The organism is Phenylobacterium composti DSM 19425, from assembly GCF_059568645.1.
In genome coordinates, this window is record NZ_JCANTT010000019.1 from 1 (window position 1) to 25597 (window position 25597).

Here is a 25597-nt window from a genome sequence, read left to right on the forward strand (position 1 = left end):
CTGACCCAATCCCCCGATGCCGCCATGTCAGAACCCTGGCGCGCGGCTTGCCTGGATGATGCGCCTCTTCAGCGCCTTGGCTTTGGGACCGGTATGCTGACCTGCTAGGACTTTGTGGGCGTAGCGCGCATCAACGCCGTTCGCGCGGCACCAACCCTTCAGGGTGGTTCCCTCCAAGATGAAACCTGCCTTAACTCTTGCCAGATCGCCGGCCTCGTCGCGCATCGGCTGTCCACCGCGTTGACATTGATAATTTGGAATATGCCAAAAATCCAAATGCAGCAAGCGCTCACCGAATGGGGCGGTGACACGGCATCGCTCATCGACGAAATGAAGCGGCGCGCGGGCGTTCGGACCGACCGTGACCTGGCTAGCTTCCTAGGTGTCGCGCAGAGCACAGTGTCGCATTGGCGCGTGCGCGGGCAGGTGCCCATGCCCTCATTGCTGCGCTTCGAGCGCATGTTGGAGTCTGGTGGTGGTGGAGCTGCCCTGCGCTCCATCGCGGCCCGCATGGTGGCGATTCGCCTCGCCGAGTTCTGGTACGAGCGGTCAAAGGTGGCGGGAGCGACCGGCGGCCGCGACCTGATCTATTTCTCGGTTGCGGCGTGCTTCCCCATCATCTGTGACGCGATCATGGAACATCTGCAGAAGTACGAGTCAGCGACAGGGAAAGACCCGGTCGCTGCTGGCGAGGACGTGATGAGAGATGAGGAATACCTGAAGCGACTTAGGAAGTGGGTGTCGGAGCTGCCCGTTCACGCAGCCAGGCTCTAGCTCGGGTCAGTTTCGCAAAGTGGTTTCTCAAACCGGGCTAGATTGAGAAACCACTTTGTCAGCCGCTCTGATTTCTCAAGCCTTTTCGCTTCGGCCTGATTGGGAAACCTAGGAAGTTTCCCAATGGGTCCCCAGTCCAGCGCTAAGCCGCTGTGCGCACGGCACTTTCCTTCGGCGCTAGCGACAATCTCTAGTGGTCAGTCAGCGACAATCTCAAAGAGCCGCCCCACCACCTGCGCATATAACCGGCTTGGGCGATTATGCACTTGAAATACCAAACGCGGCTGTTACATTGAAGACATTGGAGAAAGCCAATGTCTTCCGACCTGACCAACCCGATTTTCACCGACGAGGAAAAGGCCCGCGAGCACTTCGAGGCGATCCGCTGGCCGGAAGGCCGCGTGTGCCCTCACTGCGGCACCGTTGGGAACTCGACGCTGATGCAGGGCAAGTCGCACCGGCCGGGCCTCTATAAGTGCAAGGACTGCCGCAAGCCGTTCACCGCCACCATGGGGACGGTTTACGAGCGCTCGCACATCCCGCTGCACAAGTGGCTGCTGGCCACCCACCTGATGTGCGCCAGCAAGAAGGGGATCAGCGCCCACCAACTCTACCGGATGCTGGGCTTCGGTTCCTATCGGACGGCTTGGTTCATGGCTCACCGCATCCGCGAGGCGATGCGACCGCAAGCTGGCGAACCGATGGGCGGCGGCGGCGGCCCTGTCGAAGTCGATGAGACGTTCATCGGTCGCGACATTCTCCGGCCGCCCGCGCCGAAGGAAAAGTTCAGCATCCACAACATGAACAAGGTGCTGTCGCTGGTGGATCGCACGACCGGCGAGGCGCGCAGCTTCGTGGTCACCGATCTTCGCATGTCCACCATCACGCCCATCATTGAGGCCAACCTTGCGCGCGAGGCATGGCTGATGACGGACGAGGCGCAGCGCTATGTCGGCCTGGGGTGGAACTTCTCAGGCCACGGCATCGTCAACCACGGCAAGGGCGAGTACGTCTCTCAGTTCGACAAGCGGGTTCATACGAACACCGTCGAGGGCTTCTATTCGATCTTCAAACGCGGGATGCGGGGTGTCTATCAACACTGCGCCAGCCGCCATCTGCACCGCTACGTCGCCGAGTTTGACTTCCGCTATACGAACCGGGTCGCCAATGGCGTCGATGATGCCACCCGCGCGGCCCGCGCGGTGGCGGGCGTGGTCGGCAAGCGGCTCACCTACCGACAGCCTCACGGGCGCCGGTCCTTCGGCCTCTACGGCGCAGAAGGGTACGCTTAAGCGACGCTCGCGCTGGCGCGGCTGCAAACCCCCTAGGTCTTCTTAGGGCGCCCGCGCTTCCCGCCAGGGACCGGCTTGGGCTTGGGTTGCGGAGGGGTGGCCAGCATTCGCCGGACCACCTCATCGCGTCGCCGCGCGGCTTCCTCGGGGCTGTATTCGTCGTTCTCGTCGGCCACCTTGGCCTCCTAGGCGGCGAAGCCTCTGAAGGGTTCGATTTCGCCGGGGATCTTCAACTGGTCACAGAAGACCATGACCTCGGTCCCTTCGTACCGCGCGTTGGCGGAATAGCCCAAGCCGAATGTCTGCTGGCGGTACTTCGCGTATAGGGCGCAGACCTGGGGCGCATTGTCATACGACACGATCCAGGGCTGGCGGATGGAGCCCACCATGCCCGCAATCTTGGCGTGGTCGTCGTGCTTGTAGGTATTTCGATAGAGGCGGCTGCCGTTCGCGTAGTAGGGCGGGTCCAGATAGACCAAGGTCTGGTCTTTGATCTTCGGCAGCTCGTTCGCGATGAAGTCGGCGGCGTCCCGATTGTGAACGCTGATCCTCGGTGCATAGCTGGCCACCTTCTCTATCCGGCGAACCAGCTCAGCGCGATTGAACCGCGCGTCGATCTTGTAGGCGCCCGACTGGTGATTGCCGCCGATGACGCCGCCGTGGATGATCCCCGAGCGGTTCACCCGGTTGAGATAGAACATGGCGAAGCCGCGCTCTAGGACCGAGGAGTCCTCGGCGCGATAGGCCGCCTTCTGACGGTCCCGTTCCTCTAGCGTGAGGGGCGTGTCCCGCACTAGCCGCGCCAGGTCGTCAGGTTGATCGACCAGAGATTTCCAGAATGAATAGACGGCAGGATCAACGTCGTTCAGGTGAACGTGCGATGCGTATTCGAGGTAGAGCAGCGTGATCGCAATGCCGGCCCCGCCGGCATAGGTTTCGACGTAGTGGCCGCCCGTGAGACCGTTCATCTCAATCAGGTCGATTACGTACTGAGATAGGCGGCCTTTGCCGCCCGGATAGCGCAGCGGACTGTCGAACATCTGATCCCTCTGCCGAACCATTTAGCCAAGAAGCAGCGCGTTGGCCAGCGCTAAATCCGGGCTGCGTGCAGAAGGCGCAGGTAGTTCTCCCAGGTGTCCCAGGCGTCGCGTAGCGACGCTGCATCAAGCGTCATTTCGAGGTTGTGGAAGTACGCGTGGAGAGTGTCGACAGAGCCGCTGCGGTGGGGGTCTGCCAGTGCGGTGCGCGCTGGCTTCAACTGCATCTTCGTTCTTGGGGTCTTATCGATCAGCGGCAAAGCCGCATTGATCTTGTCCTCAATCGTAATCCCAAACTCACCCCAGTCTGAGCGCCCCTTCTTCAACGCGTGTTTGTCCGGCAGCGGCACTCCCTTCTCAATGAGGAACGCCTCGCTGCTTAACTCCAAGAAGACGCGCAGCAGCAGCGCCGCCGCGTTCTCGTTCCCCTCTATCTTGATCAGACGACACTCGTTGTAGAGCTTGTTGAGGCGCTTGCCCTGAACGTTGAAAGTGCGGTCACCGTACTTGGGCGCCAGCGTGGCCCTAGCGGGCTCAACAAGGCGCTTTCGCGAGCGCGCAGTGGGGGCGCCGCTGGGCGCGGTTGTGCCGCCCTCCGATTTCGCCCCGCTGGATGCTGGAGGCTCGCTGGATGTCGAGCGCACGCTGCGATCTGAGAACTCCCTAACGAATCCGTCCCGGTCGCCCTTGTCACGGATACGACTGAAGGTGAACTCGGGTTCAGACATTGCGGTAATCAAGTCGCGCAGCAGCCGGCGGCCGCCTATCTCGTCTCCATTGTCGAAGGTGACCGACTTCGTCTTCAGATCGATGTCCACGCCCAGCGCCTCTCGCATTGCGGGAGCGTTTAGAACGCGGTCCACCGAGGTCGATTTGGCGTCGATGATCGCGGCGACCTCGGCGAAATCATCGCTGCCGTCATCGAGGTAGTCGAGGACGATCAGCGACCTGCGGACTCGTCCGCCTTTTGCCGCGCGAGCGATCCTCAGAGATCGCCAACGTTGGAGCGCTACACCTGACGCGGCGCTCATGTGTCGGCGCTCGATGAAGGGCGCAGCGTCCTCGCGGGAAGCGAACACCTGGGCATCAAGGCTTCGGATTGGCTTGGCCGCGAAGTCTTTTGCCATCTTGGCGAACGCGCTGGCCACCTCGGTGTTTGCCGCCAGGGCGGGGTTGTCGAGCATCTTCAGCGCGCAAACCCGCCGATTGCCTTCAAGTACGATGTACTGGCCGCTCTGCTTTCGATCGGGGGTAACCCAGATCGGCTCGCCGGGGCTCGGCCCCACATCGATGAGATCGAGCGCCAAATTGACCAGCTTTTGCCCCTGGTCTGCGACTATGGCTTTGATGGTCGCCCGCTGATCAGGCTTCCGATCTGGGCCAATCCTGATGTTTTCCTGATCGAGCTTCAGCTCACCGAGCTTGAACGTCCCCCACGGCATCGCACCCGCCGCCCCATGGTTGTTTCCCCATGGCGAAGCTACTCCCGATGGCTTGGTATGTGAAGTGCATCATCGCCCCGGCTTGACCATGAGAACAAAAGGCGAATAAGAACGAACAAGGAACGCAACGGTTGTCCACAGGGACGCCCACAGAAGGATGCAGGGGATGGTTCGTCTGGCGCGGGAATCGCTGGCCTTTGGTTCGGTCGCGAGCTTTGTCTGGATGATGTGCCACCTGGCGGCAGTCGTGAGCTGACGCGATGCGAATGGGGAAGCAGGCCACCTTGAGCGGGGATAGCAGCGAAGGCTTCGTCCACCTCCGGGTCCGCTCCGCCTATTCACTGCTGGAAGGGGCGATCAAGGCTGACAAGATCGGCGATCTAGCCAAGGGCTGGCACATGCCTGCGGTGGCGCTCACCGACCGGGCCAACCTATTCGGCGCCTTGGAATTCTCGGTGGCCACCAAGGGCTCGGGCGTCCAGCCGATCATCGGCTGCGCCCTGCCGGTGTCGGGGATCGGCGATCGGCCGCCCGAGCGCTGGGCCAAGACCCCGACCGTGGTGCTGCTGGCCCAAAGCGAGCAGGGCTACCTCAATCTCTGCGAGCTCTCGTCCATCGCCTATCTGGACGCCGACGCCAGCGAGGAGCCGCATGTTCCCTGGCCGAAGATCTGCGAGCGGTCCGAGGGGCTGATCCTGCTGTCGGGCGGGCCGGACGGCCCGGTGGACCATCTCTTCGCCGCCGGGAAGGAGAAGGAGGGGCGGGCGGCCCTGGCCGAGATGAAGCGGGTCTTCGGGGACCGCTTCTATGTGGAGCTGCAACGCCACGGCCTCCCTTCGGAGGCGGCCGCCGAGGGCGGGCTGGTGGCTTTCGCCTATGACGAGGATGTGCCGCTCGTCGCCACCAACGACGTCTATTTCAAGAACCCGCAGATGTACGAGGCGCACGATGCGCTGCTGTGCATCGCCGACGGCAGCTTCGTAGGGCAGGAGGAACGCCGCCGGGTCACGCCAGAGCACTGGTTCAAGTCGCCGGCCGACATGCGGGCCCTGTTCGCCGACCTGCCCGAGGCCTGCGACAACACCATCGACATCGCCCGCCGCTGCGCCTTCATGGTGCACAAGCGCCCGCCGCTGCTGCCCAGGTTCACCACGGACGCCGGCCGCTCCGAGGCGGACGAACTGGCCCACCAGGCGCGGGAGGGCTTGAAGGCGCGGATGGCGGCGGGGCAGGCCAATGCCTTCCCGCCCGAGGACTATGAGGCCCGCCTGGAGCGCGAGATCCAGGTCATCACCCAGATGGGGTTCCCGGGCTACTTCCTGATCGTTTCGGACTTCATCAAGTGGGCCAAGGCCCGGGGCATTCCGGTGGGCCCGGGCCGGGGTTCGGGCGCCGGCTCGCTGGTGGCCTATTCGCTGACGATCACCAACCTCGACCCGCTGCGCTACGGGCTGCTGTTCGAGCGCTTCCTCAATCCCGAACGGGTCTCGATGCCGGACTTCGACATCGACTTCTGCCAGGAGCGGCGGGAGGAGGTGATCCAGTACGTCCAGCAGCGCTACGGCCGGGACAAGGTGGCCCAGATCATCACCTTCGGCACCCTGCAGGCCCGAGCCGTGCTGCGCGACGTGGGCCGGGTGATGCAGCTGCCGCTCGGCCAGGTGGACCGTCTCGCCAAGATGGTGCCGGCCAACCCCGCCAACCCCGTGACCCTCGCCCAGGCGCTGGAGATCGAACCCCGGCTGAAGGAGGAGCGCCAGCGCGACGAGGCCGTCGACCGGCTAATCACCGTGGCCATGCAGCTGGAGGGGCTGTACCGCAACGCCTCGACCCATGCCGCCGGCGTGGTGATCGGCGACCGGCCGCTGACTCAGCTGACGCCGCTGTACCGCGATCCGCGCTCGGAACTGCCGGCCACCCAGTTCAACATGAAGTGGGTGGAGAGCGCGGGCCTAGTGAAGTTCGACTTCCTGGGGCTGAAGACCCTGACGGTCATCGACCGGGCGGTGAAGTATCTGGAGAAGCGCGGCGCGGCGGTGGACATGAACGCCCTGCCGCTGGACGATCAGGCCACCTACGACCTGATGAGCAACGCCCAGACCATCGGCGTCTTCCAGTTCGAAGGTCAGGGCATGCGCGACGCCCTGCGTCAGCTTCGGCCCAGTTCCATCGAGGACGTGACCGCCATCGGCGCCCTGTACCGCCCGGGGCCGATGGACAACATCCCGACCTTCGTGGACTGCAAGTTCGGCCGCAAGCCGATCGACTACCTGCATCCCATGCTGGAAGGGGTGCTGAAGGAAACCTACGGCATCATTGTCTACCAGGAGCAGGTGATGCAGATCGCCCAGATCCTGGCAGGTTACAGCCTGGGCGAAGCCGACCTGCTGCGCCGGGCCATGGGCAAGAAGAAGAAGGAGGAGATGGAGGCGCAGCGGGCGCGCTTCATCTCGGGCGCCGAGGCCAAGGGCGTGCCGGCCGCCCAGGCGGGGGCCATTTTCGACCTCGTGGACAAGTTCGCCGGCTACGGCTTCAACAAGTCGCACGCCGCCGCCTACGCCTTTGTCAGCTACCAGACGGCGTGGCTGAAGGCGAACGCGCCCGTCGAGTTCTTCGCGGCCTCGATGAGCCTCGATATCGCCAACACCGACAAGCTCTCGGTGTTCTACCAGGACGCGAAGCGCTTCGGGGTGAAGATTCGGCCGCCCTGCGTGAACCGGTCCGGCGCCGACTTCGAGGTGGAGAACGGCGAGGTCGTGTACGCCCTGGGCGCGATCCGCAATGTGGGCCTGCAGGCCATGGAGCACGTGGTGCAGGTGCGCCGCGAGGGCGGGCCGTTCCGCGACATCTTCGACTTCGTGGAACGGGTCGATCCCAAGCAGGTGAACAAGCGCACCTTCGAAACCCTGGCTCGGGCGGGCGCCTTCGACTCCATCCATCCGAACCGGGCCGAGCTGATCGCCTCGGCCGACGCCCTGGTGGGCCACGGCCAGGCCCTGGCCGCCGACCGGGCCGAAGGCAAGGTCAGCCTGTTCGGTGACGATCCGTCGGGCGGGCACCGCCCGCGCCTCACCAAGGCCGAGCCCTGGACGCCCACCGAACGCCTGGACGAGGAACTGGCGGCGGTCGGATTCTATCTGTCGGGCCACCCCCTGGACGACATGGTCGAGGCCCTGCGGCGGCGGCGCACCGACCTGCTTACCGACGCGGTGGCCAAGGCCGCCGCGGGCGCCGAGGCGCTGCGCATGGCCGGGGTGGTGCGGCGCAAGCAGGAGCGTCCTTCCCGCTCGGGCGAGAAGTTCGCCTTCGTCACCTTCTCGGATCCCACGGGCGAGTACGAGGTGCTGTTCCCGCCGGAGTCCCTGAAGCGGTGCCGCGACCTGCTGGAGCCGGGGAAGGCGGTGGCCATCACCGTGCGGGCCAAGGCCAATGAGGGCGAGGTGCGCTTCTTCGGCGACAACGTCGAGCCGGTGGAGAAGGCTGTGGCCAATGTGGTGGCCGGGCTGCGGGTCCACGTGGCGCCGCGCAGCGCGGAGATCGAGGCCCTGAAGAAGCGCCTTGAGGGCGTGACAAATCCCCGGGGTGGAGAGATCGTGCTGGTGGCTCCGCTGGAGATCGGGTGCGAGGTCGAGGTGAAGCTGCCCGGCCGCTACACCCTGGACGGCGCTGTCCGCGGGGCCCTCAAGACCGCGCCCGGCGTGGTGTTTGTGGAGGACGTCTGATGATCAAGGCCGCCCTGCCGCTCGTGCTCGCCCTGGCCTTTGCCGGGACGGCCGAGGCCCAGACTCGGTCCGGCTTCGGCTCGCAGGTGAAGGCGCCGAAGGCGCCGAGTTTCAGCACGCCGCCGAAGCCGCTGCCGAGCCCGACGTCGCCGCCGGCGTCGTCTTCGAAGACCTATGGAAGTCCGGCGACGCCCAAGGCGCCCGAGCCGTTCAAGCCCTACGAGCCGTGGAAGCCGGGTTCGGTCTACGGCAAGCCGAGATAGGTCGCAAAGCGCGTGACGGCGGGCGGTCGGGCAGGGCAGGTGAGGACATGCCTGACTCGCATTTCGAACATCCCCTCGACCGGGCGGTGTGGCGCGCCCTGACCACCCGCCAGGCTGATCTCGCCCTGGGCGATGGGCGCGCGCGGCGGCTCGCCCCTGAATACGGTCTGTTCGCCGCGGCGGCCGATCATTCCCCTGAGAACCTCGCCGCGCTCGCCGATCTGGTCCGAGCCACCGGCCCGGCGGCCCTGTTCGAGGCCGACCCGCCCGGGCAGCTGGATGGCGTGATCATCACGCCGGGCGATCCCATCAGCCAGATGGTGGCCGAGGCGCCGAAGCCGGCCCCAGTGGACTTCGAAGTCGTGGAGTTGGGGGACGCCGCCGCCGCCGAGATGCTGGAGCTGGCCACGCTGACCAAGCCCGGGCCGTTCTTCCAGCGCACCCATCGACTGGGCCGCTTCATCGGCGTGCGCGAAGGCGGCCGGCTGGCGGCCATGTGCGGCGAGCGCCTGAGCCTACCGGGCTATACGGAACTGAGCGCCGTCTGCACCCATCCCGACTTCTTGGGGCGAGGCTATGCAGCCGGCCTGATGAGCCTCGTGACCCAGGGGATCATCCAACGGGGCGACGTGCCGTTCCTGCATGTCTATGACCACAACGCCCGCGCCATCGCGCTTTACGAGCGGCTGGGCTGGGTGCGCCGTCGGGCGGTGGAGGTGAGCTTCCTCGAGGCCGCCTGAGGGGGAACGGCTTGCATTTCGGGCGCTTAGCCCCTATGTGCCCGCCTCATTCCACACGCAGGTGTTCGGCGTGGCCGGGGAGACATCCCGTCCATCACCGTTCCGGTCCTCGACAGAGGGTGGCCTGCGGCGGTTCAACCGGAAGAAAGACGAGATACAGACGATGGCTCTGCCTGAATTCTCCATGCGCCAGCTCCTCGAAGCGGGCGCCCACTTCGGCCACCAGACGCACCGCTGGAACCCGAAGATGGACAAGTACATCTTCGGCGCGCGCTCCAACATCCACATCATCGACCTGTCGCAGACGATCCCGCTGCTGCACCAGGCGCTGGTGAAGGTCCGTGAAGTCGCCGCGGGCGGCGGACGGATTCTGTTCGTGGGTACCAAGCGCCAGGCTTCGGAGCCGCTGGCCGCGGCGGCCAAGCGCTGCGCCCAGTACTATGTGAACCACCGCTGGCTGGGCGGCACGCTCACCAACTGGCGCACCGTGTCGGGCTCGATCCAGCGCCTGCGCGAGCTGGAAACCGTGGTGAGCGGCGAGGGCCAAGGCCGTTCCAAGAAGGAACTGCTGACCCTGACCCGCGAGAAGGACAAGCTGGAGCTGAGCCTCGGCGGCATCAAGGACATGGGCGGCATTCCCGACCTGATGTTCGTGATCGACACCAACAAGGAAGCGATCGCGATCCAGGAAGCCCGGAAGCTGAACATCCCGGTGATCGCCATCCTCGACACCAACTGCAACCCGGACGGCATCACCTATCCGATCCCGGGCAACGACGACGCGGCCCGCGCGATCCAGCTGTATTGCGACCTGATGGCTGACGCGATCCTCGACGGTCTGGCCGCCGGCCAAGCCGCCGCGGGCGTGGACCTTGGCGCTTCGGAAGCCCCGATCGAGCCGGCCCTGGCGCGCGAGCTGACGCCCGCCGCCGAGCCCGAGGTCGCCGCGCCGGAAGTTGCGGCCCTCGAAGCCGAGATGACCGGCGCCGAAGCCCCGGCCGAGCAGTCGGGCCAGTAACCAGCTTTCGACGCGCCCCTTGGGCGCGGCGCTGACAAGCAACTTTGAGTGACGAGCCTCATATTGGGGCTCGTCACGATTCTAGATTTTGAAGGAGCCGACCATGGCGGAGATCACCGCTGCGCTGGTCAAGGAACTGCGCGAAAAAACCGACGCGGGCATGATGGACTGCAAGAAGGCCCTGCAGGAGACCGGCGGCGACATTGAAGCCGCGGCGGACTGGCTGCGGACCAAGGGCCTGTCGAAGGCGGCCAAGAAGTCGGACCGCGCCGCGGCCGAAGGCCTGGTGGCCGGCATCACAAGCGAAGACGGCAAGACCGGCGTGCTCATCGAGCTGAACGCCGAAACCGACTTTGTGGCCAAGAACGACAAGTTCCAGGACGCCGCCCGCCGCATCGCGGTCACGGCCCTGACCCACGAGGCGCTCGAGACCCTGCATGAGGCCAAGACCGACACCGGCGAGGTGATCGGCGACCTCATCACTGGTCTGATCGCCACCATCGGCGAGAACATGCGCCTGCGCCGCAGCCAGCGCCTGACCGTCGAGCAAGGCGCCGTGTCGCTCTACCTGCATAATGTGCAGGGCGAGGGCGTGGCCCGCCTCGGCGTGCTGGTGGCGCTGGAAGGCGCCGGCGACCCGGCGGTGCTGAAGGATGTCGGCCGCAAGATCGCCATGCACGTGGCCGGCACGCCGACCCCGCCGCTGGCGCTGACCTCGAACGACTTGGATCCGGAAGTCGTCGCCAAGGAGCGCGAAATCCAGACCCAGACGGCGATGGAATCGGGCAAGCCCCGCGAGATCGCCGAGAAGATGGTCGAGGGCCGCATCCGCAAGTGGCAGGAAGAAGTGGTGCTCCTGAAGCAGCCCTTCGTCATGAACCCCGATCAGACGATCGAGGACCTGCTCGCGGAAACCAGCAAGCAGACCGGCTCGCCGGTCAGCGTGAAGGGCTTCGTCCGCTTCATGCTGGGTGAGGGCGTCGAGAAGAAGGTCGACGACTTCGCGGCTGAAGTGGCCTCGATGACGAACGCGGGCTAAGCTCCGCTTCGAAACCGACCCTTTAAGGGCGCGGCGCGTTCGACGCGCGCCGCGCCCTTGATGTATCTACGTCCCGCCCACAGGATTCCGGACACCCCCGATGCCCCCCTCTGAAACTGGCGCCAAGCCCCGCTACACCCGTGTGCTGCTGAAGGTTTCGGGCGAGGTCCTGATGGGGGATCAGCCGTTCGGCATCGACACCAACACCCTGGAGCGGGCCGCCGAGGACATCGCCGAGGTGGTTCGCACGGGGGTGGAGCTCTGCCTGGTGATCGGCGGCGGCAACATCTTCCGCGGCGTGTCCCTGGCCGGACGCGGCATGGAGCGGGCGAGCGCCGACTACATGGGCATGCTGGCCACGGTGATGAACGCCCTGGCCCTGCAGGCCGCCCTGGAGAAGATCGGCGTCTACACCCGCGTGCAGTCGGCGATTCCGATGGAGGCCGTTTGCGAGCCCTACATCCGGCGTCGGGCTCAGCGGCACCTGGAGAAGGGGCGGGTGGTGATCTTCGCCGCCGGCGTGGGCGCGCCGTTCTTCACCACCGACTCGGGCGCAGCCCTGCGGGCCGCCGAGATGGGCTGCGAGGCGCTGTTCAAGGGCACCAGCGTGGACGGCGTCTATACCGCCGACCCGAAGAAGGACCCCACCGCCGAACGCTATGAGACGCTCAGCTACACCGACGTGCTGGCCAAGGACCTGCGGGTCATGGACGCCTCGGCGGTGAGCCTGATGCGCGACAACCAGATCCCGATCGTGGTCTTCTCGATCCGCGAGCGGGGCAATTTCCTCAAGGTGCTGCGGGGCGAAGGGGTCTACACGACCATCGCCTAGCGCTAGTTATTCCGCCGACTGAATTCGAACGGGAGAGATCCGACATGGCCACCGCCGAGAAGCCGGTGCTTTCCAGGTACAAGGACCGCATGGACAAGGCGGTCGCCGCGCTCAAGGAAGAGTTCGGCTCGCTGCGCACGGGCCGGGCCTCGGCCAGCCTGCTCGACCAGATCCACGTGGAAGCCTATGGCTCCAGCACGCCGCTGAACCAGGTGGCGGCGATCAGCGTGCCCGAGCCGCGCATGATCAGCGTCAACGTCTGGGACCGGGGCCTGGTGGTCTCGGTGGAGAAGGCCATCCGCCAGTCGGACCTGGGCCTTAACCCCGTTGTCGACGGCCAGACCCTGCGCATCCCGATCCCGCCACTCACTGAGGAGCGCCGCAAGGACCTGGCCAAGATCGCCGGCCGCTACGCCGAGCAGCAGCGCGTGGCCGTGCGCAACATCCGCCGCGACGCCAACGAGGACCTGCGCAAGGCCCAGAAGGACAACGTCATCAGCCAGGACGAAGAAAAGCGCATGGAGGCCGACGTCCAGAAGATGACGGACGAGGCGATCAAGCGCATCGACGAAGCCTTGAAAACCAAAGAACAAGAGATCATGCAGGTCTGACCGGCGCTCCGTGAGCCGCCTCCCAGGATCGTTCCGACCGATGGCTTCCCAAGACAAGACGGCGTACCCGGGCGCGCTCCCCTCCGCGGGCGAGGGCGCCGGCCAGGACCGTCCCCTGCACGTGGCCATCGTCATGGATGGGAACGGGCGCTGGGCGAAGCGCCGCGGGCTGCCGCGGACGCTCGGCCATCGCGAGGGCGTGGAGGCGCTCAAGCGCACGGTCTCGGCCGCGGCCGAACTCAACATCCGCTGGCTGACCGTCTTCGGCTTCTCCACCGAGAACTGGAGCCGGCCCGCCGCCGAGGTGGCCGAGCTGATGGCTCTGCCCAAGCGCTACTTCGAGAGCGACATCGCCCGGCTCGAGCGCGAGGGCGTGCGGGTGCGGGTGATTGGCCGCCGCCAGGGCCTGTCCGACGAGTTGGTGCGGATGATCGAGGACGCCCAAGCGCGGACAGCCCGGAACGACCGCTTCTTCCTGAACATCGCCTTCAACTACGGGGGCCAGGCCGACATCACCGACGCGGCCCGCCGCTTCGCCGAGGAGGTGGCCGCCGGCCGGGCCCGTCCCGAGGACATCGACGAGGCGCGCTTCGGCCGCCTGCTGGCCACCGCCGGCTCCCCGCCGCCAGACGTGATCATCCGTCCCTCCGGCGAGCAGCGGCTGTCGAACTTCCTCCTGTGGGAGGCCGCCTACGCCGAACTCGTGTTCCAGGACGTCCTGTGGCCCGACTACGGCGCTGAACATCTGAAGGCCGCGCTCGCCGCCTTCTCCGCCCGGGACCGGCGCTATGGCGCGATCGTGGCCGATGACGTCCTCGCCGCCGGCTAAGCGGTTCAACTGGTCCAACCTCGGCCTGCGGATCGCCTCGGCCCTGGTGATCGCGCCGGCCGCGCTGGGGGCCGCGTGGCTGGGTGGTTGGCCGTACCTCGTGCTCATCGCCATCGGCGTAGCCCTTCTGGCCCTGGAGTGGGGCGGCATGAGCGCCCCCGTGGCGCCCACCCGGGTCTCGGCGGCGGTCACCGTGGCGGTGCTGGCGTCGGTGTTCCTGGCCTATCAGGGGCAGGACGCGCTCGCCTGGGGCGCCGTCGTCATGGGGGCGGCGGCTGCGGCCCTGGTGGCCCGGGGCGTGGCCGAGCGGCCGGCCGACGCCGCCTTCGGGGTGATCTACATCGCCCCGGCCGCCATCTGCCTCGTCTGGCTCCGCTCCACTGAGCAGGGGCACTGGTGGATGATGACCCTGTTCGCCGCGACCTGGGCCGCCGACATCGGCGCCTTCGCCGTCGGCAGCCTGCTGAAGGGGCCCAAGCTGTGGCCCAGGTTCTCGCCCAACAAGACCTGGTCGGGGTTCGTGGGCGGGCTCTTCGCCTCGGCGCTGGCCGGGTTCGGCATGGCCTTCTTCAGCGTCTTCCAGCTCAACCTCGCCGCCGCGGCCCTGGTGGGCTTCTGCGTCGGCCTCGCCACCATGGCCGGGGATCTCTGGGAATCGGCGCTCAAGCGCCGGTTCGGAGTGAAGGACTCCGGCGACCTGATCCCGGGCCACGGCGGCCTGCTGGACCGGGTCGACGGCCTCATGTTCGCCGTGGTGGTGATGGCCCTGGTGCGGCTCGCAAACATTTGGGGATGGCATTGAACCTGCCGCGCAAGGTCAGCGTCCTGGGCTCCACAGGCTCGATCGGCGTCTCCACCCTGGATCTCTTTGAAAAGGCCGGGGTCGAGGTCGAGGTGCAGGCGCTCACGGCGGGCCGCAACGTCGAACGTCTGGCGGACCAGGCCCTGCGCTGGCGGCCCAAGCTGGCGGTGATCGACGACGAGGCGGCGCTGCCGAGGCTGCGCGAGCGGCTGCAGGGGACGGGAATCGAAACGGCCGCCGGCGCCGCGGCCGTGAAGGACGCGGCCACCGCCGACGCCCAGTGGGTGATGTCGGCCATCGTCGGCTTCGCGGGTCTTGCGCCCACCCTGGCCGCGGCCAAGGCCGGGGCGGTGATCGCCCTCGCCAACAAGGAAAGCCTGGTCTGCGCCGGCCCCTCGCTGCTGCGCACCGCCAAGCTGGCGGGCGGGGCGGTCGTGCCGGTGGATTCCGAACACTCGGCCATCTTCCAGGTCCTGGACCCGGCGGTGGCGGCCCAGGTGTCGCGCCTGATCCTCACCTCGTCCGGCGGGCCGTTCCGGGCCGCGACGCGCGAGGAGATGGCGGCGGCCACTCCCGAACGGGCCCTGGCGCATCCGAACTTCTCGATGGGCGCCAAGATTTCGATCGATTCCGCGACCATGATGAACAAGGGCCTGGAGGTGATCGAGGCCGCCTACCTGTTCTCCATGCCGGCCGAGCGTATCGAAGTCCTGGTCCACCCCCAGCAGATCATTCACAGCCTGGTCGAGTACGCCGATGGCTCGACCCTGGCTCAGCTCGGCCCGCCGGACATGCGGCCGCCAATCGCCTGCGCCTTCGCCTGGCCCGACCGGCTGCCGTGGCCCGCGCCGAAGCTCGACCTGGTGACTGCCGGGCCGCTCACCTTCGAGCATCCCGACATCGACCGGTTCCCGGCCCTTCGCATCGCCAAGGCCGCCCTGCGGGCCGGCGGCCATGCCCCCGCGGCCATGAACGCGGCCAATGAACGCGCCGTAGCGGCGTTCCTTGACCGCAAGATCGGCTTCCTGGACATCAGTTCGGTCGTCGAGGAGACGCTGGAACGACTGGACGGCATGGCCTTCAAGGTCGACAACAGCGACGCTGTGGAATGCGCCCGGACGACGGACGCGGAGGCCCGGCGCGTGGCGGACGGCGTCGTCGCCGGCCTGCAGGCCTGATGGAGTAGATCGCCGCGATGCAGTTCCTTCAGAACGCCTTGCTCTACGTCCTGCCGTTCGTGGTGGTTCTGGGAATCGTGGTCACGGTCCACGAGCTGGGCCACTTCTTGGCCGCCAAGTGGCTGGGGACCAAGATCGACCGCTTCTCCATCGGCTTCGGGCGGGCGCTGGCCAGCTGGCGCGACCGGCAAGGGGTCGAATGGCGCATCGGCTGGCTGCCGCTTGGCGGCTATGTGCGCTTCGCCGGCGACGAGAACGCCGCCTCCATCCCCGACGCGGACGACCTGTCGCAGATGCGGCGGGAGATTTCGCGACGGGAAGGTGAGGGCGCGCTTGAGCGCTACTTCCATTTCAAGCCGCTGTGGCAGCGGGCGATCATCGTGGCCGCGGGGCCGTTCGCGAACTTCCTTCTGGCGGTGACGATCTTCGCCGCCCTGCTGATGAGCTTCGGCGAGCTGGTCCTGCCGTTCCGCGTGGCGCAGGTGAACCCCGGCAGCGCCGCCGAGGCGGCCGGCTTCCGGCCTGGGGACCTGGTGGTCGAGGCCAACGGGCGTGAGGTGCGTCGCTTCGAGGAGGTGCAGCAGCTGGTGCGCGTGCGGGCCGAGGTGCCGACGCGCTTCGTGGTGGACCGGGGCGGCCAGCGGGTCGAACTGGTGGCGACGCCGCGTTGGGAGACCCAGAAGGACATCGTGGCGGGCGAGCAGCGCGTGGGCGTCCTGGGCCTCGTGCCCGCCCAGCGCCCGACCGACTTCATCCGGGTGCGCTACGGGCCGATCGAGGCGGTGGCCGGCGGCGTCGCGCGCACCTGGAACGTGCTCGAGACCAGCGTCTACTACCTGGGCCGCATGGTGACAGGGCAGGTGGGGACCGACCAGCTCCGCGGCCCGCTCGGCATCGCCAGTGTCACCAAGAACGTAGCCGCCATCGGTGCGGAAGGCGCACCCTCGGTGGGCCACATGGTCATGGGGGCGGGGATCAACCTGCTCCAGCTCGCCGCCCTGATCTCGGTGAGCATCGGCTTCATGAACCTTCTGCCCGTGCCCGTCCTGGACGGGGGGCATCTGCTCTTCTACGCCTACGAAGCGATCGCAAGGCGCCCTCTTGGCGCCAAGGTTCAGGCTGCAGGCTACCGAGTGGGCCTTGCGCTCGTCCTTGGTTTGATGTTGTTCGCCACCTGGAACGATTTGCAGCGCCTGCGTGTGTTCAATCTGTTCGGCGGCCTATTCTCCTAGGCCCTCGGTCCCACAAAACGGCTGATTCGATGCTCAAGACCCGCGCCCGCAGCGCCGCGCTCGCCTCCGGCCTTGCCCTTCTTCTGGGCTCGACCGCTCTCGTCGCGCCGACGCTCGCCCTCGCCCAGCAGGAAGAGGGCGGGGTGGTCCAGCGGATTCTCGTCCAGGGCAACGAGCGGATCGAGCAGGCGACCGTCGTCTCCTACCTGCCGATCGGCCCTGGCGAGACCGTCTCCCCCGAGAAGATCGACCTGGCGCTGAAGGCGCTGTTCCGCACCGACCTGTTCGCGGACGTGCGGATCGACTTCCGGAACGGCGACCTGGTGATCACCGTCGAGGAAAATCCGATCATCAACCGGGTGATCTTCGAGGGGAACAAGGGGCTTAAGGAAGACAAGCTGCGCGACGAGGTGTCGATCCGTCCGCGCGGCATCTTCACCCGCGCCAAGGTGCAGAATGACGTCCAGCGGATCGTCGAGCTCTACCGGCGCTCGGGGCGGATCTCCGCCAATGTGACGCCGCAGATCATCGAGTTGCCGCAGAAGCGGGTCGACCTGATCTTCAAGATCGACGAGGGCCCGAAGAGCGGCATCCTCTCGGTCAACTTCCTCGGCAACAAGGCGTTCTCCGACAACGACCTGCGGGACGTGGTCGTGACGGAGGAGAGCCGCTGGTACAAGTTCTTCTCGAACAACGCGAACTACGATCCGGACCGGCTCGAGTACGACAAGGAGCAGCTGCGCAAGCACTATCGCAACCGCGGCTACTACGACTTCCGAGTCTCGTCCGCCGTGGCCGAGCTGGCGCCGGACAAGAACGGCTTCGTGGTCACCTACACAGTGGACGAAGGTCCGCGGTACGAGTTCGGCAAGATCGAGGTCCAGACCGAGCTGCAGAAGCTGGACAAGAACGTCCTCGCCGCCCTGCTGCCGGTCCGTGAGGGCCAGACCTATCAGGACGAGGCCATCGAGCGGGCCACCGACGCCCTGACCTTCGCCGCCGGCGCTGCGGGCTTCGCCTTCGTGGACGTGCGGCCGAACTACCAGCCCAACCGCGAGACGCGGAAGGTGGACGTGACCTTCCAGGTCCGCGAGGGACCGCGCGTCTACGTCGATCGCATCGACATCGTCGGCAACACCCAGACGCTGGACTATGTGATCCGCCGCGAAATGAGCGTGGTGGAGGGCGACGCCTATAACCGCGCCCTGGTCGACCGGTCCCGCCGCCAGATCCGTGGCCTGGGCTTCTTCAAGAACGTCGACATCACCGAAACGCCGGGCTCGGCGCCGGACCGGACCGCGCTGCAGGTTCGGGTCGAGGAACAGCCCACCGGCGAGCTGTCGTTCAGCGCCGGCTATTCCTCGGTGGACCAGCTCGTCCTCGACCTCGGCGTCACCCAGCGCAACTTCCGTGGCCGCGGCCAGGACGTGCGCGCCCGGGTGTCGGTGGGTTCCCTGCGCCAGCAGCTGGACTTCTCGTTCACCGAGCCGCGCTTCCTTGGCCGCGACGTGGCCGCCGGTATCGACCTTTACGGCTATCGGTACGACCTGTCCGACTACTCGGCCTACAAGACGACCACGGTCGGCACGACCTTCCGCGCCAACTTCCCGCTCAGCATCAACGCCCGCGGATCCCTGCGCTACTCGCTGCGCCAGGACGAGATCGAGATCGCCGACTTCTACTGTGATCCGACGGCGCCGTTGCTGTCGCTGGCCCTCTGCGGTCAGCGCGGCTCGAACATCACTTCGCTGGTTGGCTACGGCCTCCGCTACGACCGCCGGAACGACTATCTGAACCCGACCCGCGGCTTCTACGTGGACTTCGTCCAGGACTTCGCGGGCCTGGGCGGCGATGTGAACTATGTCCGCACCGAGGCCGAGGGCGGCTGGTACCACGGCTTCACAAAGGACTTCATCCTCAGCCTGACCGGTTCGGCGGGCTATGTGGAGGGGTGGGCCGGCGACAGCGTCCGGATCAACGACCGCTTCTACAAGGGCGGCAACACCTTCCGCGGCTTCGAGACCGCCGGCATCGGTCCCCGCGACCTGTCGTTCACCCGCGCCGACGCCCTGGGCGGCAAGGCCTACGCCATCGGCACCGTCGAACTCACCGTGCCGACGTTCCTGCCTGAGCAGTACGGCATCAAGGCCGCGCTGTTCTCCGACGTCGGTACGCTGGGCCTCCTCGACAAGGAGGACAAGCAGTGCCCGCCGCCGGGCACCGAGTCCTGCCCGCTGGGCGCACGCGACCCGAGCATCAAGGACGACATGTCGCTGCGCGCATCGGCCGGCTTGAGCGTCTTCTGGCGTTCGCCCATGGGTCCCATCCGGTTCGACTTCAGCCGCGTTTTGGCTAAAGAGGACTACGACAAGACCGAGACCTTCCGGTTCTCCACCTCAACCAGGTTCTAGGAAACTCATGAATTTCAAGACTTTCGTCGCGGCGGGTTGCGCTGCGACCGCGCTCATGGCCATCGCTGGTCAAGCCGCCGCCCAGACCCCGCCGGTCGCCCAGACCAACGCGCCGCCGCCGGTGAACCACGGCGCCGCCGTGCCCGGCGTCTGCATCATGTCGATCCCGGGCGCGATCGCCGGCTCGACCGTGGGCAAGTACGTCGACACGCGGATGCAGCAGATCATCCAGCAGGTGAACGGCGAACTGAACGGCGAGCGCACCGCCATCGAGAACGAGAGCAAGCAGCTCGACAGCCAGCGGGCCACCCTGGACCGCACGACCCTGGAGCAGCGCACCGCCGCCCTCCAGGTTCGCGTCAACGCCCTGACCCGCAAGGTTCAGCAGCGCGAGCGTGAAGTTCAGGCCACGGAACAGAAGGCCCTGGCCCGCGTCGGCCAGGAAATGGAGCCGCTGATCCGTCAGGTCTACGAGCAGCGCCAGTGCTCGGTCCTGCTGAACCGTGACGCCATCGTGCTGGGCAACCCGGCCATGGACATCACCCCCGGCGTGATCACGGCCCTGAACGCCAAGATCACCCAGTTCACGTTCGACCGCGAACGCCTGGATCAGCAGCCGGCCGCGCCGGCCGCGACCCGCTAAGCGGCGAAGGGCGGATCGAGCTTCCGCTTCCCCGAGGCGCACCATGCCCGATCCCCGCTTCTTCGAGGACCTGGGACCTGTTCCCCTCGCCGAGTTGGCAAGGCTCGGCGGGGCGGAACTGTCTGATCCCGCGGCCGGCGACCGCCTGATCCGCGGGATCGCCATCCTGGCTCAGGCTGGGCCGGACACCGTCACCTTCCTGTCCGACCGAAGGAATCTGGCCGACCTTGCGCGGGAGCCGGGCGCCTGCTTCGTGACCGCGCGGGATGCAGCGGCGCTGCCGGACGGCTGCGTCGCCCTGGTCACGGCCAATCCGCACGGCGCCTACGCCCTGGCGGGCCGCCGGCTGCACAGGCCGCGCATGGCGGGGTATGAGGCCCGTGGGGCGGACGTAGAGGTGGAGGAGGGCGTCGTCCTCGGCGCCGGGGTGGTTCTGGGCGACGGCGTAAAGATCGGCCGCGGCACAAGGATCGGCCCCAACACGGTAGTCGGGCCTGGCGTGGCCATCGGCCGGGACTGCGACATCGGTCCGAACGTCACCATTGGCTTCACCCTGATGGGCGATCGGGTCCGGGTCCTGGCCGGCGCCCGGCTCGGCGAGCCCGGGTTTGGCGCCACGGCGGGGCCGGGCGGGCTGATGGACATCCCGCAGCTCGGCCGCGTGATCGTGCAGGACAACGTCACCATCGGGGCGAACACCACCATCGACCGGGGGGCGTTTGACGACACGGTGATCGGCGAGAACACCAAGATCGACAACCTCGTGCAGATCGCCCACAACGTGCGCGTGGGGCGCAATTGCGTCATGGCCGCCCACACCGGCATCTCGGGCAGCGTGCTGATCGGCGACGGCGCCCAGTTCGGCGGCCGGGCAGGCGTAGCGGACCATGTGACCATCGCCGCCGGCGCCCGGGTGGCCGCGGCGTCGGGCGTGATGAAGGATATTCCGGCTGGGGAGACGTGGGGCGGCGTGCCCGCGCGTCCCATCCGGCATTGGCTTAAGGAAACGGCGTGGCTGGCCCGGATGGCGAGCCGCAGGGGGCCGGAGGGTAAGGGGACTGGGGAATGACGCGTAAGGCGCCGGCGGGGCAGGACCCGACGCAGATCGACATCACCGAGGTGCTGGCGCGCATCCCGCACCGCTATCCGTTCCTGCTCGTGGACCGCTGCGAGGAGTACAAGCCGAGCGAGTCCATCGTCGGCATCAAGTGCGTGACCGTGAACGAGCCCTTCTTCCAGGGTCACTTCCCGGACTATCCGGTGATGCCGGGCGTGCTGCTGATCGAGGCCATGGCCCAGACCGGGGCGGTGCTGATGTCGAAGTCGCTGGACGTGGACACCACGGGCAAGGCGATCTTCTTCATGTCGGCCGACAACTGCCGCTTCCGCTCGCCGGTCCGTCCGGGCGACGTGGTGCGCATGCCCGTGCGAGTGGTGCGCCACCGCGGCGACGTCTTCAAGTTCGCCGGCCAGGCGCTGGTGGACGGCAAGGTTGCGGCCGAGTGCGAGTTCGCCGCCATGGTGGTGGAGACCTGAGCGTCTTGGCCGGGCAGATCCATCCCACCGCCCTGATCGCCGAGGGCGCCGAGCTGGCCGAGGACGTCAGCATCGGGCCGTTCTGCGTAGTCGGACCAAAGGTCCGCATCGGGCCAGGCACGCGGCTGCATTCCCATGTGGTGATCGACGGGCGCACGACCCTGGGCGCCAACAACCAAGTCTACCCCTTCGCCGTGCTGGGCGGGCCGCCGCAGCACACGGCCTACAAGGGCGAGGACACCGAGCTCGTCATCGGCGACAACAACGTCATCCGCGAACACGCCACCATGAACATCGGCACGCCCCATGGCGGCGGCGTGACGCGGGTGGGCTCCAACGGCCTCTACATGATCGAGAGCCACGTGGGGCACGACTGCACGGTGGGCGACAACGTCATCCTCACCAAGCAGGCGACCCTGGGCGGGCACTGCCAGATCGGCGACTTCGTGATCGTGGGCGGGCTGGCCGCCGTGCACCAGTTCACCCGGGTGGGCCGCCACGCCATGATCGGCGGTCTGGCCGCCGTGGTGAAGGACGTGATCCCTTACGGCTCGGTGTGGGGCAACCACGCTCATCTCGAGGGACTGAACCTCGTGGGGCTGAAGCGCCGGGGCTTCGATCGCGAGACGATCAACACCCTGCGCGCCGCCTATCGCCTGCTGTTCGCCAACGAGGGCACGTTCCAGGAGCGGCTTGAGGACACGGCCCAGACCTATGCGGACAGCCCGCAGGTGATGGAGATCATCGACTTCATCCGCGCCGACGCCAGCCGCCCGCTCTGCCTGCCCGAACGCGAGTTCTGATGAAGAAGCTGGGTCTGATCGCCGGCGGCGGGGGCCTGCCGGTGGAGATCGCGGAGCATTGCGAGCGCTCGGGCCGGCCGCTGTTCGTCATCCGCCTGAAGGGGTTCGCCGGGACCGAGCTCGCGCCTTACGCCGGCGCCGAGGTGGGCGTCGCCGAGGTGGGCAAGTGCATCAAGGCGCTAAAGCGCGCCGGTTGCGAGGCGGTCTGTCTGGCCGGGATCGTGACGCGGCCGGACTTCGCCAGCCTGATCCCCGACCTGCACGGCCTGAAGCTGCTGCCCAAGGCCATCGCCGCCGCCCGGCGCGGGGATGACGCCCTGTTGCGGCTGCTGGTGGAGGAGTTCGAGAAGGAAGGCTTCGAGGTCCTGGGCGCCCATGAGGTGATGGACGACCTGTCGCTGCCCCTCGGCTATCTCGGCGCGCGGCAGGCCGGCGACGAGGATCTGCACGATGCGCAGCGCGCCTTGGAGGTGGCCCGGGCCGTCGGCCGCCTGGACGTGGGGCAGGCCGCCGTGGTGGCGGGCGGCCTTGTCCTGGCCGTGGAAGCCCAGGAGGGCACCGACGCCATGCTGGCGCGCGTGGCGGGCCTGCCCGCCCATCTGAAGGGCGCGCCGGGCGCCGGGCGCGGCGTGCTCGCCAAGGCGCCCAAGCCCATCCAGGAGACCCGCATCGACCTGCCGACCATCGGCCGGGCGACCGTCGAGGGCGTCGCCAGGGCGGGGCTGGCCGGGATCGTTGGCGAGGCCGGGCGGCTGCTCGTCCTGGATCGCCATGAGGTGATTTCCCTGGCCGACGAACTAGGGGTCTTCATCCTGGGCGTGGAGCCCGAGTTCGGATGACGCCCAAGCTGCTCACCGTCATGCTGGTGGCCGCCGAGGCTTCTGGCGACGACCGGGGGGCAGGGCTGATGCGCGCGCTCCGGGCGCGACTGGGTGAGCGCGTGCAGTTCATCGGCGTCGGCGGCGAGCGGATGCGGACCGAGGGGCTCGCCAGTCCCTTCGACATCGCCGAGCTCTCCGTCCTGGGCTTGGTGGAGGGCTTGCGGGCCTATCCCAAGGTCGTGCGCCGGGTGCGGGAGACCGCCGCCCTGGCGCAGCGGGAGCCGCCCGACATCGCTGTCCTGATCGATTCCTGGGGCTTCACCCTGCGGGTCGCCAAGGCTCTGCGCCGGCTCTATCCGCAGCTGCCGCTGGTGAAATATGTGGGGCCGCAGGTGTGGGCTTCGCGGCCGGGCCGGGCCAGGACCACGGCCCAGACCTACGACCATCTGCTTTCCATCCACGCCTTCGACGCGCCCTATTTCGAGGCTGCGGGGCTGCCCGTCACCTTCGTGGGCAATTCCGCCCTGGCGACCGACTTCTCCCAGGCGGATCCGGCGCGGCTGCGGGCCCGGATCGGGGCAGGCGAGGGCGACCCGATCCTGCTGGTCCTGCCGGGCAGCCGGCCGGGGGAAATCGAGCGCGTCCTGCCGCCCTTCGCCGAGGCGGCGGCGCGCCTGCAGGCCGAGCGCCCGGACCTGCACGTGGTGGCGCCGGCCGCCGACACCGTGGCCGCCATGGTGAAGGATCGCATCGGCAGCTCGCTCCCGCGCGCTCACGTGGTCGAGGGCGAGGAGGCCCGGCGCGACGCCATGAAAGCCGCGACTGTCGCCCTGGCCTGTTCCGGCACGGTGACCACCGAGCTGGCGCTGGCGGGCTGCCCCATGGTCGTGGGCTATCGGGTAGCGCCGCTGACCTACGCCATCCTGAAGCGGCTGATCCGCACCCGGTATGTCACCCTGTTCAACATCGCCGCGCAGGACTTCGTGGCGCCCGAGCTGCTGCAGGACGCCTGCAACGGGCCGGCCCTGGCCCGGGAGGCGGCCCTGCGGCTGGACGATCCGGAACTGCGGGCCTGGCAGGTAGCGCGACAGCATGCAGCCCTGGACCGGATGGGCCGCGGGGGGCCTGACCCCAGCGAGGCCGCCGCCGAGGCGGTCCTGGCTCTGCTCAAGGCCCGCGGCCTCAGCTGAGCCGCAAAGCAAAAGGCCGGCCCCGAGGGGGCCGGCCTTCGCAATTCGACGTGTCGACGCTCTTAGCGCTTGTCCACCGGGACGTAGTCCCGCCGCGGCGCGCCGGTGTAGAGCTGGCGCGGACGGCCGATCTTCTGGGACGGATCCTCGATCATTTCCTTCCACTGGGCGATCCAGCCCACGGTGCGGGCCAGCGCGAACAGCACCGTGACCATCTCGGGCGGGAAGCCCAGGGCGCGCAGGGTGATGCCCGAGTAGAAGTCGACGTTCGGATAGAGCTTGCGCTGGATGAAGTACTCGTCGTTCAGCGCGATCTTCTCGAGCTCCATCGCCACCTTGAGGAGCGGGTCGTCCTGGTGGCCGACGGCCGCCAGCACCTCGTGGCAGGTCTTCTGCATGACCTTCGCCCGCGGGTCGTAGTTCTTGTAGACCCGGTGGCCGAAGCCCATGAGCAGGCGCTCGCGGTTCTTCACGCCCTTCACGAAGTCCGGGATGTTCTCGACCGTCCCGATCTCCTTGAGCATGTTGAGCGCTTCTTCGTTCGCGCCGCCGTGCTTGGGGCCCCACAGCGAGGCGATGCCCGCGGCGATACAGGCGAACGGATTGGCGCCCGACGAGCCGGCCAGGCGGACCGTCGAGGTCGAGGCGTTCTGCTCGTGGTCGGCGTGCAGGATGAAGATGCGGTCCATGGCGCGGGTCAGGACCGGATTCGGCTTCCAGTCCTCGGCCGGGACCGAGAAGCACATGCGCAGGAAGTTCTCGGCGTACGAGCAGTCGTTGCGCGGATACACGAACGGCTGGCCGAGGGAGTACTTGTAGGCGCGGGCCGCGATCGTCGGGATCTTGGCGATCATGCGATGCGCCGAGATGATCCGCTGCTCGGGATCATCGATGTTGGTGCTGTCGTGATAGAAGGCCGAGAGAGCCCCGACCGCGCCGACCATGATGGCCATCGGGTGAGCATCCCGACGGAAGCCATTGAAGAACCTATCAAACTGCTCGTGGAGCATGGTGTGATAGGTGATGTTGTGCTCAAACTTGGCGAATTCAGCCGCGGTGGGCAGCTCACCGTGCAGCAGCAGGTAGCAGACCTCAAGGAAGGTCGACTGCTCGGCCAGCTGGTCAATCGGGTAGCCGCGGTGCAGCAGGATTCCCTGATCGCCGTCGATGAAGGTGATCTTGCTCTCGCACGATGCGGTGGAGGTGAAGCCCGGGTCGTAGGTGAAGACGTCGGCGTCGCCGTAGAGCTTTCGGATATCGACCACGTCCGGTCCGACCGTGCCTTTCAGGACGGGGAGCTCGACGGTCTTGCCGCCGATACCGATCTTCGCCGTGTCGCCCATGCGAACTCCTTTCGCGGATGCGAGATAAACGCTCGTTCG

25 protein-coding genes are annotated in these 25597 nt (G+C 67.3%); 21 read left to right on the forward strand and 4 right to left on the reverse strand.

What is annotated here, in order from left to right:
• Nucleotides 1–27: 27 nt before the first annotated feature.
• Complete coding sequence (locus tag BO64_RS14540) at nucleotides 28–225, reverse strand: helix-turn-helix domain-containing protein (RefSeq protein WP_496404032.1); 198 nt, start codon at nucleotides 223–225, stop codon at nucleotides 28–30.
• A gap of 51 nt (nucleotides 226–276) precedes the next feature.
• On the opposite strand from BO64_RS14540, the gene BO64_RS14545 reads away from it, so the two are divergent.
• A complete protein-coding gene (locus BO64_RS14545; RefSeq protein ID WP_496404033.1) occupies nucleotides 277–774 on the forward strand; it encodes a helix-turn-helix domain-containing protein in 498 nt (165 codons plus the stop codon).
• 314 nt (nucleotides 775–1088) lie between these two features.
• Nucleotides 1089–2066 carry an IS1595 family transposase gene (locus tag BO64_RS14550; protein ID WP_496404034.1) on the forward strand — a complete coding sequence of 326 codons (978 nt, stop codon included), beginning with the start codon at nucleotides 1089–1091 and terminating at the stop codon, nucleotides 2064–2066.
• Nucleotides 2067–2251: 185 nt separating this feature from the next.
• Here BO64_RS14550 and BO64_RS14555 read toward each other — a convergent pair whose 3' ends face one another.
• Nucleotides 2252–3106, reverse strand: a complete 855-nt coding sequence (locus BO64_RS14555) for a DNA adenine methylase (RefSeq protein ID WP_496404035.1) — start codon at nucleotides 3104–3106, stop codon at nucleotides 2252–2254.
• A gap of 50 nt (nucleotides 3107–3156) precedes the next feature.
• Nucleotides 3157–4545: a hypothetical protein gene (locus BO64_RS14560; RefSeq protein ID WP_496404036.1), complete on the reverse strand. Its 1389-nt coding sequence runs from the start codon at nucleotides 4543–4545 to the stop codon at nucleotides 3157–3159.
• A gap of 166 nt (nucleotides 4546–4711) precedes the next feature.
• Here BO64_RS14560 and sidA point away from each other — a divergent pair, with 166 nt between their 5' ends.
• From sidA to lpxB, 19 genes are all read left to right on the forward strand, one after another.
• On the forward strand, nucleotides 4712–4801 hold the full coding sequence (sidA, locus tag BO64_RS14565) for a cell division inhibitor SidA (RefSeq protein WP_496404037.1): 90 nt from the start codon (nucleotides 4712–4714) through the stop codon (nucleotides 4799–4801).
• A gap of 10 nt (nucleotides 4802–4811) precedes the next feature.
• On the forward strand, nucleotides 4812–8267 hold the full coding sequence (gene dnaE, locus BO64_RS14570; protein ID WP_496404038.1) for a DNA polymerase III subunit alpha: 3456 nt from the start codon (nucleotides 4812–4814) through the stop codon (nucleotides 8265–8267).
• Nucleotides 8267–8530 carry a hypothetical protein gene (locus BO64_RS14575; protein ID WP_496404039.1) on the forward strand — a complete coding sequence of 88 codons (264 nt, stop codon included), beginning with the start codon at nucleotides 8267–8269 and terminating at the stop codon, nucleotides 8528–8530. Before dnaE ends, BO64_RS14575 begins: the two co-directional genes overlap by 1 nt.
• Nucleotides 8531–8577: 47 nt before the next feature.
• Nucleotides 8578–9270 carry a GNAT family N-acetyltransferase gene (locus tag BO64_RS14580; protein ID WP_496404040.1) on the forward strand — a complete coding sequence of 231 codons (693 nt, stop codon included), beginning with the start codon at nucleotides 8578–8580 and terminating at the stop codon, nucleotides 9268–9270.
• Nucleotides 9271–9433: 163 nt separating this feature from the next.
• On the forward strand, nucleotides 9434–10288 hold the full coding sequence (gene rpsB / locus BO64_RS14585; RefSeq protein ID WP_496404041.1) for a 30S ribosomal protein S2: 855 nt from the start codon (nucleotides 9434–9436) through the stop codon (nucleotides 10286–10288).
• A 103-nt stretch (nucleotides 10289–10391) separates the two neighbouring features.
• Nucleotides 10392–11327 (forward strand): translation elongation factor Ts, encoded by a 936-nt coding sequence (gene tsf / locus BO64_RS14590; protein ID WP_496404042.1) that lies wholly within the window; start codon nucleotides 10392–10394, stop codon nucleotides 11325–11327.
• Nucleotides 11328–11427: 100 nt separating this feature from the next.
• On the forward strand, nucleotides 11428–12159 hold the full coding sequence (gene pyrH / locus BO64_RS14595) for a UMP kinase (RefSeq protein WP_496404043.1): 732 nt from the start codon (nucleotides 11428–11430) through the stop codon (nucleotides 12157–12159).
• Between the two features lie 44 nt (nucleotides 12160–12203).
• Nucleotides 12204–12770, forward strand: coding sequence for a ribosome recycling factor (gene frr, locus BO64_RS14600; protein WP_496404044.1), 567 nt, complete (start codon nucleotides 12204–12206; stop codon nucleotides 12768–12770).
• 40 nt (nucleotides 12771–12810) lie between these two features.
• Nucleotides 12811–13599, forward strand: a complete 789-nt coding sequence (gene uppS, locus BO64_RS14605; protein WP_496404045.1) for a polyprenyl diphosphate synthase — start codon at nucleotides 12811–12813, stop codon at nucleotides 13597–13599.
• Nucleotides 13577–14401, forward strand: coding sequence for a phosphatidate cytidylyltransferase (locus tag BO64_RS14610; protein ID WP_496404046.1), 825 nt, complete (start codon nucleotides 13577–13579; stop codon nucleotides 14399–14401). The genes uppS and BO64_RS14610 overlap by 23 nt, the downstream gene beginning before the upstream one ends.
• Complete coding sequence (gene dxr / locus BO64_RS14615) at nucleotides 14392–15579, forward strand: 1-deoxy-D-xylulose-5-phosphate reductoisomerase (protein WP_496404047.1); 1188 nt, start codon at nucleotides 14392–14394, stop codon at nucleotides 15577–15579. Before BO64_RS14610 ends, dxr begins: the two co-directional genes overlap by 10 nt.
• 17 nt (nucleotides 15580–15596) lie before the next feature.
• Nucleotides 15597–16811, forward strand: coding sequence for an RIP metalloprotease RseP (rseP, locus tag BO64_RS14620; protein WP_496404048.1), 1215 nt, complete (start codon nucleotides 15597–15599; stop codon nucleotides 16809–16811).
• A gap of 29 nt (nucleotides 16812–16840) precedes the next feature.
• Complete coding sequence (gene bamA, locus BO64_RS14625; protein ID WP_496404049.1) at nucleotides 16841–19222, forward strand: outer membrane protein assembly factor BamA; 2382 nt, start codon at nucleotides 16841–16843, stop codon at nucleotides 19220–19222.
• A 7-nt stretch (nucleotides 19223–19229) separates the two neighbouring features.
• On the forward strand, nucleotides 19230–19865 hold the full coding sequence (locus BO64_RS14630) for an OmpH/Skp family outer membrane protein (protein ID WP_496404050.1): 636 nt from the start codon (nucleotides 19230–19232) through the stop codon (nucleotides 19863–19865).
• A gap of 43 nt (nucleotides 19866–19908) precedes the next feature.
• Nucleotides 19909–20934 (forward strand): UDP-3-O-(3-hydroxymyristoyl)glucosamine N-acyltransferase, encoded by a 1026-nt coding sequence (gene lpxD, locus BO64_RS14635; RefSeq protein WP_496404051.1) that lies wholly within the window; start codon nucleotides 19909–19911, stop codon nucleotides 20932–20934.
• Entirely contained in the window at nucleotides 20931–21401 is a 471-nt protein-coding gene (fabZ, locus tag BO64_RS14640) for a 3-hydroxyacyl-ACP dehydratase FabZ (RefSeq protein ID WP_496404052.1), read from the forward strand. Before lpxD ends, fabZ begins: the two co-directional genes overlap by 4 nt.
• A 5-nt stretch (nucleotides 21402–21406) precedes the next feature.
• A complete protein-coding gene (gene lpxA, locus BO64_RS14645; RefSeq protein WP_496404053.1) occupies nucleotides 21407–22204 on the forward strand; it encodes an acyl-ACP--UDP-N-acetylglucosamine O-acyltransferase in 798 nt (265 codons plus the stop codon).
• Complete coding sequence (lpxI, locus tag BO64_RS14650) at nucleotides 22204–23043, forward strand: UDP-2,3-diacylglucosamine diphosphatase (RefSeq protein WP_496404054.1); 840 nt, start codon at nucleotides 22204–22206, stop codon at nucleotides 23041–23043. The genes lpxA and lpxI overlap by 1 nt, the downstream gene beginning before the upstream one ends.
• Complete coding sequence (gene lpxB / locus BO64_RS14655) at nucleotides 23040–24215, forward strand: lipid-A-disaccharide synthase (RefSeq protein ID WP_496404055.1); 1176 nt, start codon at nucleotides 23040–23042, stop codon at nucleotides 24213–24215. Before lpxI ends, lpxB begins: the two co-directional genes overlap by 4 nt.
• Nucleotides 24216–24277: 62 nt before the next feature.
• Here lpxB and gltA read toward each other — a convergent pair whose 3' ends face one another.
• Nucleotides 24278–25558: a citrate synthase gene (gene gltA / locus BO64_RS14660; RefSeq protein WP_496404056.1), complete on the reverse strand. Its 1281-nt coding sequence runs from the start codon at nucleotides 25556–25558 to the stop codon at nucleotides 24278–24280.
• Nucleotides 25559–25597 lie beyond the last annotated feature (39 nt).